This window comes from Streptomyces sp. NPDC046197, from assembly GCF_040646295.1.
Classification (GTDB): Bacteria; Actinomycetota; Actinomycetes; order Streptomycetales; family Streptomycetaceae; genus Streptomyces.
Genome location: NZ_JBEYZY010000020.1, coordinates 144022 through 152256, shown reverse-complemented (window position 1 = coordinate 152256; position 8235 = coordinate 144022). Strand labels below are relative to the sequence as shown.

General features: G+C 70.5%; 9 protein-coding genes and 2 pseudogenes. 10 read left to right on the top strand and 1 reads right to left on the bottom strand.

The features are described 5' to 3' along the window. Nucleotides 1-93 precede the first annotated feature (93 nt). On the bottom strand, nt 94-402 hold the full coding sequence (locus AB0A61_RS26530) for a hypothetical protein (protein ID WP_361297054.1): 309 nt from the start codon (nt 400-402) through the stop codon (nt 94-96). A 271-nt stretch (nt 403-673) separates the two neighbouring features. Between AB0A61_RS26530 and AB0A61_RS26525 the strand changes: the two genes are divergently transcribed. The 10 genes and pseudogenes from AB0A61_RS26525 to AB0A61_RS26480 all read left to right on the top strand — a co-directional run bounded on the left by AB0A61_RS26525 (nt 674) and on the right by AB0A61_RS26480 (nt 8140). Next, nucleotides 674-1036 (top strand): ArsC/Spx/MgsR family protein, encoded by a 363-nt coding sequence (locus AB0A61_RS26525; protein ID WP_361297051.1) that lies wholly within the window; start codon nt 674-676, stop codon nt 1034-1036. A gap of 119 nt (nt 1037-1155) precedes the next feature. Continuing rightward, nucleotides 1156-1908 carry a hypothetical protein gene (locus AB0A61_RS26520; RefSeq protein ID WP_361297049.1) on the top strand — a complete coding sequence of 251 codons (753 nt, stop codon included), beginning with the start codon at nt 1156-1158 and terminating at the stop codon, nt 1906-1908. Between the two features lie 447 nt (nt 1909-2355). Continuing rightward, nucleotides 2356-3393, top strand: coding sequence for a glutamine synthetase (gene glnII / locus AB0A61_RS26515; RefSeq protein WP_361297046.1), 1038 nt, complete (start codon nt 2356-2358; stop codon nt 3391-3393). Nucleotides 3394-3478: 85 nt separating this feature from the next. Further along, entirely contained in the window at nt 3479-3886 is a 408-nt protein-coding gene (locus AB0A61_RS26510; protein WP_361297043.1) for a hypothetical protein, read from the top strand. A gap of 87 nt (nt 3887-3973) precedes the next feature. Beyond that, a complete protein-coding gene (locus tag AB0A61_RS26505) occupies nt 3974-4096 on the top strand; it encodes a hypothetical protein (RefSeq protein WP_361297040.1) in 123 nt (40 codons plus the stop codon). A 120-nt stretch (nt 4097-4216) separates the two neighbouring features. Next, complete coding sequence (locus tag AB0A61_RS26500; RefSeq protein WP_361297037.1) at nt 4217-4807, top strand: winged helix-turn-helix domain-containing protein; 591 nt, start codon at nt 4217-4219, stop codon at nt 4805-4807. Between the two features lie 86 nt (nt 4808-4893). Further along, entirely contained in the window at nt 4894-5886 is a 993-nt protein-coding gene (locus AB0A61_RS26495) for an NAD-dependent epimerase/dehydratase family protein (protein ID WP_361297034.1), read from the top strand. A 141-nt stretch (nt 5887-6027) separates the two neighbouring features. Beyond that, nucleotides 6028-6264: pseudogene (locus AB0A61_RS26490) on the top strand (sensor domain-containing protein); the annotation flags it as partial. Next, nucleotides 6246-6356: pseudogene (locus AB0A61_RS26485) on the top strand (DNA-binding response regulator); the annotation flags it as partial. The pseudogenes AB0A61_RS26490 and AB0A61_RS26485, both read left to right, overlap by 19 nt. Nucleotides 6357-6568: 212 nt before the next feature. Further along, on the top strand, nt 6569-8140 hold the full coding sequence (locus AB0A61_RS26480; RefSeq protein WP_361297031.1) for a DUF1996 domain-containing protein: 1572 nt from the start codon (nt 6569-6571) through the stop codon (nt 8138-8140). Nucleotides 8141-8235 lie beyond the last annotated feature (95 nt).

Below are 8235 nucleotides of genomic sequence, written 5' to 3'. Positions count from 1 at the left end.
AAGAGAGTGTGGGCGGAACATGGCCGGGCGGCGAACGGTCCTCAAGGGAGTCCTGGCGGCATCGGGTACGGCCGGGGCGCCCGGCGCCGCGGCTCAGCGCGAGTACCGCATGAACGCCCGCACCATGTGGCACGTCGTCTCCGAGGGCGGGTGCACACCGATGAGCTCGGCGGTGCTCCGTATCGTCTCGTTGCGGGCCTGGCCCGGCATGTACACGCCGGAGTCGAGCAGGGCGATGGCCAGGCGCATCGCCTTCAGGCGTCGGTTGTGGGTGACGTACCACTCACGTGGACGCCCGGGCGGCAACGGCCGTTTCTCCACGGGTGCGTAGGGCAGGTCGAGCAGGACGGGTCGTTTCGCGGTGGACTGGGTCGGCAGCGGCTTCAGTGCGGCAGCGGGCACAGGCATCCTCCTGTCGCGGTCCGGGCACCTCACCGGGGACTTCGTCGGCCCCGGCCACGCCCTCGAACACTGCTTCCAGTCTACTGCCCGGCACTGACATCCGGGAGTCCGAGGAATCCCGCAAAGGCCCAGGTGAACAAGGGAATTGGGCGCTGCGTCACATCAGGTTCGGGTGATACGCGGGAGGCGCCGGTAATTCGAACAGAGTCAGTACGAGGAGGGGGCTGGGGTGACACGGGCGGAGGGCATGCCTTCGACTACCGTGGGCGGCATGGAGATCTGGATCAATCCGGCCTGTTCGAAGTGCCGCAGCGCCATCAGCCTGCTCGACGCCGAGGGCGCCGACTACACCGTCCGCCGCTACCTGGAGGAGGTACCGACCGAGGAGGAGATCGTCGAGGTCCTCACCCGTCTCGGGCTCGAACCGTGGGACATCACCCGCACCGAGGAGGCGGACGCCAAGGAGCTCGGCCTGAAGGAGTGGCCGCGGGACGCCGGCGCGCGCGACCGCTGGATCAGGGCCCTGTCGGAGCGCCCGAAGCTGATCCAGCGTCCGATCATCACGGCAGACGACGGAACGGCGGTGGTGGGCCGCACGGAGGAGGCCGTACGGGACGCCCTCTCCCGTAGCTGAGTGATCTCCAACTTGGCTGTGACGCAGGTTACTTCAGTGAATCCCGTAACCGCTGAGTAACCTCGTTCGGTATCTCGTACCTAGCGACGTACGCTCCCCTACCTCTTCAGGAGGCGCGCATGTCGCGCAGGCGAACTGTCAGTACGAAGAAGAAGGTCGCCCTGCTGGTCACCGCCGCGGCGGTGGCGGGAGGCGGTGCCTTCGCGATGGCGGCCACGTCCAACGCCGCGCAGCCGCAGAAGGCCCGGACCCTGTCCGCCGCGGACTCGACCGTCTGCCAGGGGCTGGCCACGGCCCTGGGCAACAACCAGAAGTTCATCGACGGTCAGAAGGCGAAGCCGGACGCGCAGTCGGCGGCCCGGATCGCCAACCGTGAAGCGGTCATCGCCCAGATCAAGGTCCAGCAGAAGGCGGCCGGCTGCACCGTTGGGGAGTCGGCTCAGGACTCCCAGGCAGCGCAGAACGGCCAGCAGGCGGGACAGCAGGCAGGTCAGCAGGCAGGTCAGCAGGCGGGACAGCAGAACGGCCAGCAGGCAGGTCAGCAGGCCGGTGGCGCCCAGCAGACCGGGCAGCCCTCGCAGGCCGCCGGCGCGGGAAACGCGGGCGGTGGCGCTGCGGCCTCGGGCCAGCAGGTGTGCAAGGGCTCCACCGTCACACTCTCCGGCGAGGGTGGTGCCCCGGCAGCGTCCAGCAGCCAGTTCCCGGCGGGTACGACGCTGAAGGTCACCAACCTGGACAACAACAAGTCCACGACGGTGAAGGTCACGTCGGTCTCCGGTAGCTGCGTGCTGCTCAACAACGCCGCCTTCGAACAGGTCCGGGAGCCGGGCAAGTTCCTGATCCGCCACGCGGTCATCGAGAAGGTGGGGTGACGTCGGGCCCGGCGGAACACCGCTGAGACGGCGGCCGGGTCGCGGCGGGACCGCGCCGCGACCCGGCCGCCACCCGGTGGCAGCAGGACCGGCACGTCCGGACGCCGCGCCTTCGGGGGCGCCGGGCGCGGGGCGGTCACCGGCTTCGCGGAGGGGAAGCCGGCGGCCGCCCACCGGGCGCGCGGGGTGAGGTCCGCAGCAGCATCGGGGCGCATGCGACAGGGCAGGTACGCCGTCCGGAACCCGGATTCAAGCACCCGGGCCCAGGAGGAACGGGCGGCGAACCGCGCCAGGCGTGTGCGGGGCGAGGTAACACGTGGTTCACACTCGGGCAATGGCCGGGAAATCGCCTGTTGACAAGCTGCCGGGCGACAACCGCGGCGCCCCAGTGCCGCAGCGCCGCAGCACCCGCAAGTGCGCCTGACCCACCCCGAAGGATGTGGCCCCGTGAGCTTCAAGGCTGAGTACATCTGGATCGACGGCACCGAGCCGACGGCCAAGCTGCGTTCGAAGACGAAGATCCTCGCCGACTCGCAGAAATCAGCCGAAGCTGCCGAGCTGCCGATCTGGGGCTTCGACGGGTCCTCCACCAACCAGGCCGAGGGCCACTCCTCGGACCGGGTGCTGAAGCCGGTCTTCTCCTGCCCGGACCCGATCCGCGGCGGCGACGACATCCTCGTCCTGTGCGAGGTGCTGGACATCGACTTCACCCCGCACTCCTCCAACACGCGCGCCGCGCTGGCCGAGGTCGCCGAGCGCTTCGCCGCGCAGGAGCCGATCTTCGGTATCGAGCAGGAGTACACCTTCTTCGACGGCGCCCGCCCGCTCGGCTTCCCCGAGGGCGGCTTCCCGGCCCCGCAGGGCGGCTACTACTGCGGCGTCGGCGCCGACGAGATCTTCGGCCGCGAGATCGTCGAGACCCACCTGGACAACTGCCTGAAGGCGGGCCTGGGCATCTCCGGCATCAACGCCGAGGTCATGCCCGGCCAGTGGGAGTTCCAGGTCGGCCCGCTGTCCCCGCTCGAGGTCTCCGACCAGCTGTGGGTGGCCCGCTGGCTGCTCTACCGCACCGCCGAGGACTTCGGCATCTCCGCCACCCTCGACCCCAAGCCGGTCAAGGGCGACTGGAACGGCGCCGGCGCGCACACCAACTTCTCCACCAAGGCGATGCGCGAGACCTACGAGGCGATCATCACCGCGTGCGAGGCGCTCGGCGAGGGCTCCAAGCCGCTGGACCACGTCAAGAACTACGGCGCCGGCATCGACGACCGCCTCACCGGCCTGCACGAGACCGCCCCGTGGGACAAGTACTCCTACGGCGTCTCCGACCGCGGCGCCTCGGTCCGCATCCCGTGGCAGGTCGAGAAGGACGGCAAGGGCTACATCGAGGACCGCCGTCCGAACGCCAACGTCGACCCGTACGTGGTGACGCGCCTGCTCGTCGACACCTGCTGCTCCGCACTGGAGAAGGCCGGTCAGGTCTGATCCCGCCCAGCCGCTCCGAGGGGGCGCCCACCGTTCGTGGTGGGCGCCCCCTCGCCCTGTCGGTGGGGCGTGTCATGGTGGGGGCGTGGAGATCGACGAGGTCCTGGCCGTCAAGGTCGAGACGGAGAACGGGCAGACGCACACGCGCATTTCGGTGCCCGGCCTGCGGGAGCTGGTGGAGCGGACCGGGAGCGCCGGTGACCGGTTCCTGGTCGCGCAGCGGACACCCGACATCCCGGACGCGTTCGCCCAACGGGAGGGCGCGCGCGGCTTCGTCTTCTTCCGCCAGCAGGTCACCGAGCAGGCCGCCGACGGGCACGGACTGAGCCTCTACTACGGCGGGTTCGACGGCTCGGCCGAGACCACGACGACCGTCGGTCACGAGGTCGTGGCCGCCCTGACCGGCGCCGGGCTGTCCGCGATGTGGGACGGCAACCCGGACAAGGCGATCGAGGTCACGTCCCTGACCTGGCACAAACGCCTGGTGGGGTGAGGTGCGCAACGTCAACTTCGCACCAGGGAAGCGTCCGAGCAGTGAGAGCAGGCTCCTGCCGCGGGCCGTGTCTGCTTCAATGGACGCATGGCCGGCTACCAGAAGTGCACCGCGACGGGTCGCCATGACCTCGAGCCCTTCTGGCCCTCCCGTCAGCACCACGACTTCGACCGGGTGTGTTGCCGCGCGATGAACGCGCGGGCCCTCTGAAGCCGTACACCCCGGCCTTCGGCCAGCGCGACACGACGTACGTCCCTCGACGCCCCGACCACGAACTCGGCGGCCGTCGACCCTTCCGACGAACCTCTCGCGCGAAAGAGCTGACCTCTCATGGCGACCACCCGTTCCCTCTCCACTGCCACCCTCACCGCCCCGACCCCGGCGAACGGCGCCCGGCACCGGCTGCGCGCCGTCGACCGGGACGAGGTGGCCGGCGTCGCGGACTTCCTGCCGCCGGGTGCCACCTGGCTGCCCGCTCCGCAGCACGCCCTGCCGACCCTGCCGGGCCAACCGCCCATGATCGGCTACCTGGTGCTCGTCCCGGCCGACCAGCAGCCGCCGTTCCTGCCGGTCGCGGTGCCGGACCAGCCGGCGGCCGCGCAGGACGACGCCTCCTTCGGCGGCGGCGAGCCGCTGGTCCGCATCGATCCCGGGCAGCGCACCGCCCAGGTCGACGGGCGTGAACTCGATCTCACCTACCTGGAGTTCGAGCTGCTCGCGCACCTGGTGGCGCACCCGCACCGCGTGCACACCCGCGACCAGCTGGTCACCACCGTCTGGGGCTACGGCCACGTGGGAGACGGCCGCACCGTCGACGTGCACATCGCCCGGCTGCGCCGCAAGCTGGGCGCCGAGCACCGCAAGGCGATCCAGACGGTGCGGCGCGTGGGCTACAAGTACGCCCCGCCGACCGGCCGCTGACCCTCTGCCGAAGGCAGATCCCCGTTCCCTCTGCCCAGGGCAGATTCCGGTTCCCTCGTGCGGGCCCTGCGGGCACAGTCACCGGCATGAGACTTCTGGTGCTGGGTGGTACGGAGTTCGCGGGTCGGGCCGTCGTCGAGGCGGCGACCGGGCGCGGCTGGGATGTGACGGCCCTGAACCGGGGGCGGCACGCGCCGGTCCCCGGGGCGCGGTCGCTGCGCGGCGACCGCACTGCGCCCGAGGGCCTCGCCGCCCTGGCCGACGGCGCGTGGGACGCGGTCGTCGACACGTGGTCGGCCGCGCCCCGCGCGGTCCGGGACGCGGCCCGGCTGCTGCGGGGCCGCGCCGGGCGGTACGTGTACGTGTCGAGCTGCTCGGTGTACGCCTGGGCCCCGCCGACCGGCTACACCGAGCTGGCGCCCCTGGTCCAGGGCGCCGCGGCCGATGCGGACCGGACCGAGTACCCCCGTGACAAGCGGGGCGGCGAAATGGCGGCGGTCGGCTCGTTCGGCCCGGACCGTTCACTGCTGGTGCGCTCCGGGCTGATCCTCGGGCCGTACGAGAACATCGGCCGGCTGCCGTGGTGGCTGAGCCGGATCGCCCGGGGCGGACCCGTGCTCGCGCCCGGCCCGCGGGAGCTGCCGTTGCAGTACGTCGACGTCCGCGACCTCGCCGAGTGGATCCTCGGCGCGGTGGAGCGGGAGCTGAGCGGGCCGTACAACCTGATGAGCCCTCAGGGGCACGCCACCATGGGCGAGTTGCTCGACGCCTGTGTGCGGGCCACCGGCTCGGACGCCGAGCTGCGCTGGACCGGCCCGGACGTCGTCCTCGGCGCGGGCATCGAGCCGTGGACCCAGCTGCCGGTGTGGGTGCCCCCGGGCACCGACATGCACGACGCCCTGCACGCCGCGGACGTCTCCCGGGCCGTCGCGACGGGCCTGTGCTGCCGTCCCGTCACCGAGACGGTCGCCGACACCTGGCAGTGGCTGCGGAGCATCGGGGGCACGGCCACGCGGCGCCCGGACCGTCCCGCGGTGGGGCTGGACCCGGCGGTGGAGGCGAAGGTGCTCGGACTCTGAGCGGGGGCGCTCCGGGGGTGGTGCCAGGTACACCCCGCGCCCGGGTGATGTTCCCCCTGACCTGGGCGGGCGCGGCGGGCAGACTGGTCCCGAGCCGAGAGGGGTGGGGGCCATGAACGGGGCACGGGTACGGGGGGGGCGCTGGTCGCGGGCGCGCGGGGGCCGGCGCTGGCGCTGACGGGCTGGGTCGCGTCGATCGCGCTCTCGGTCCTGGCCGCCCTGTCGATCGCCTTCATCCCGCTGGGCCTCGGCATCCTCACCACCCCGTCGGTCCTGCTCACGGCGCGCGCCTACGCGAGCCGCCGGCGGCTGCTGGCCGCGCGGTGGTCGGGCATCCGCATCCCCGTCCCGTACCAGCCGCTCCCGCCGAGCACACCTCGAACATCTTCACCAAACTGGGACTGGAGGTCTCGGACGACGACAATCGGCGCGTGCTGGCAGTACTCGCCCATCTGAACCAGGACCGCTGAATCCCCACGCAATCCCCCGTGGGCCGCGACTTCTCGTGAGTTCCTCACAACTCATGGTGTTCGCCGGGCAGTTGAGCGGGAATACTTCCCCGAATCTGCGAGGAATTCCTGGGGCGGCTGAACGCCTCTGGGGCCCCGTCCGTATCAAAGGGGGCCGCTTCACTCCTGTCGGGCGCCTCGATGCTGCCCCGCAAGGAAGTCAGAGGAGTTCCATGGGACGCAACACACGAAAACGCCGTACGCCGCTGGCCACCAAGGCCATAGCCGCATCGGCGGCCCTAGCGCTCGGTGGGGGCGGGCTGATCTGGGCGAACTACTACGCATCGGCGCACGAGTCGAACAACAACGCCTGGGGCAACCAGACGAAGTCCGCCGGCGCTCAGGTGGCGACGATCTCGTGCCCGGACGTCGGTCAGAAGCTGACCAACGTGCCCAATCAGGCGCGGACCGAGGTCGCCGGTGAACTGGCCAATCTCGACCGCCAGATCACCGACGCCTACCAGCGTCTGGCGACCACACGGGACGCGCAGACCAGGGACGCGAGTTTCGTCCAGAACTCCATCCTGCAGCCCCTGAAGGACCGTCGGCAGAATATCCTGCAGCGGATCAAGCTGGAGATCACCCGGGTCGGCGGCACCACGCCCAGCAGCCTGGACACCCTCGCCGGCTGCACCGGCACCCCCGCCAACCAGACCACCGCCGGCGGCCAGAACAACGGCGGCCAGCAGCAGAACAACGGTGGCCAGCAGCAGGGCGGCCAGCAGAACAACGGTGGCCAGCAGCAGGGCGGCCAGCAGAACAACGGCGGTCAGCAGCAGGGCGGCCAGAACAACGGCGGCCAGCAGCAGAACATCGGCGGCCAGGCCGGCAACGGCCCGGTGGCGGCGGACTTCGTCGACATCACCAAGGTGCAGCCGAACGTCGCCGGCAAGCCGCAGACGAGCGGTAACGCCTCCACCGGTACGTTCACCACCAGGTGCGGCGTGAACGCGAACAAGAACCACAACACCGACAACGTCATCGTGGCGCCCGGCGTGACCAACGGTGCGCACCACCTCCACGACTACGTCGGCAACCAGAAGGTCAACGCGTTCTCCAGCAACAACACGTTCCTGCAGGGCGGGACCAGCTGCCAGAACAAGAACGACCTCTCGGCGTACTACTGGCCGGTGGTCCGGGTCCAGGACGGCACGCAGGACTTCGACCAGAACGCGGACGGCGGTGGCAAGGAAGGCAACGTCGGCAAGATCCTGACGCCGGTCCAGGCGCAGATCAAGTACGTCGGCAGCCCGACCAGCAAGGTCGTCGCGATGCCGCAGTTCCTGCGCATCATCACCGGTGACGCCAAGACCACCACCAACGGTCTGGCGAACGCCAACGCGCACTGGAGCTGCACCGGCTTCGAGAACAAGGTCCAGCTGACGACGCAGTACCCGATCTGCCCGCAGGGCAGCAACGTGGTCCGCACGTTCGCCTTCCAGAGCTGCTGGGACGGCCAGAACATCGACAGCGCCAACCACCGTACGCACGTGGCCTTCGCCGACGCCAACGGCAACTGCCAGAACGGCTTCAAGGCGATCCCGCAGCTGACGATGCGCCTGGTGTACAACGTTCCGCAGCCGGTCATCCAGAACGGCCAGGTGAAGAACGCCTACGCGGTGGACGGCTTCCCCGAGCAGCTCCACAAACCGGCCACCGACCACGACGACTTCATCAGCGTCACGACCGGCGGCCTGGCGAACAAGATCGCCAACTGCATCAACAACGGCCAGCGGTGCGCATGACGCACTGAGCCGGTGACGCACTGACGAAGGCCGGTGGCGGGACCTCCCGCCACCGGCCTTCGGCGTGAGCGCTTCGGCGTGTGCTCGGCGTGAGC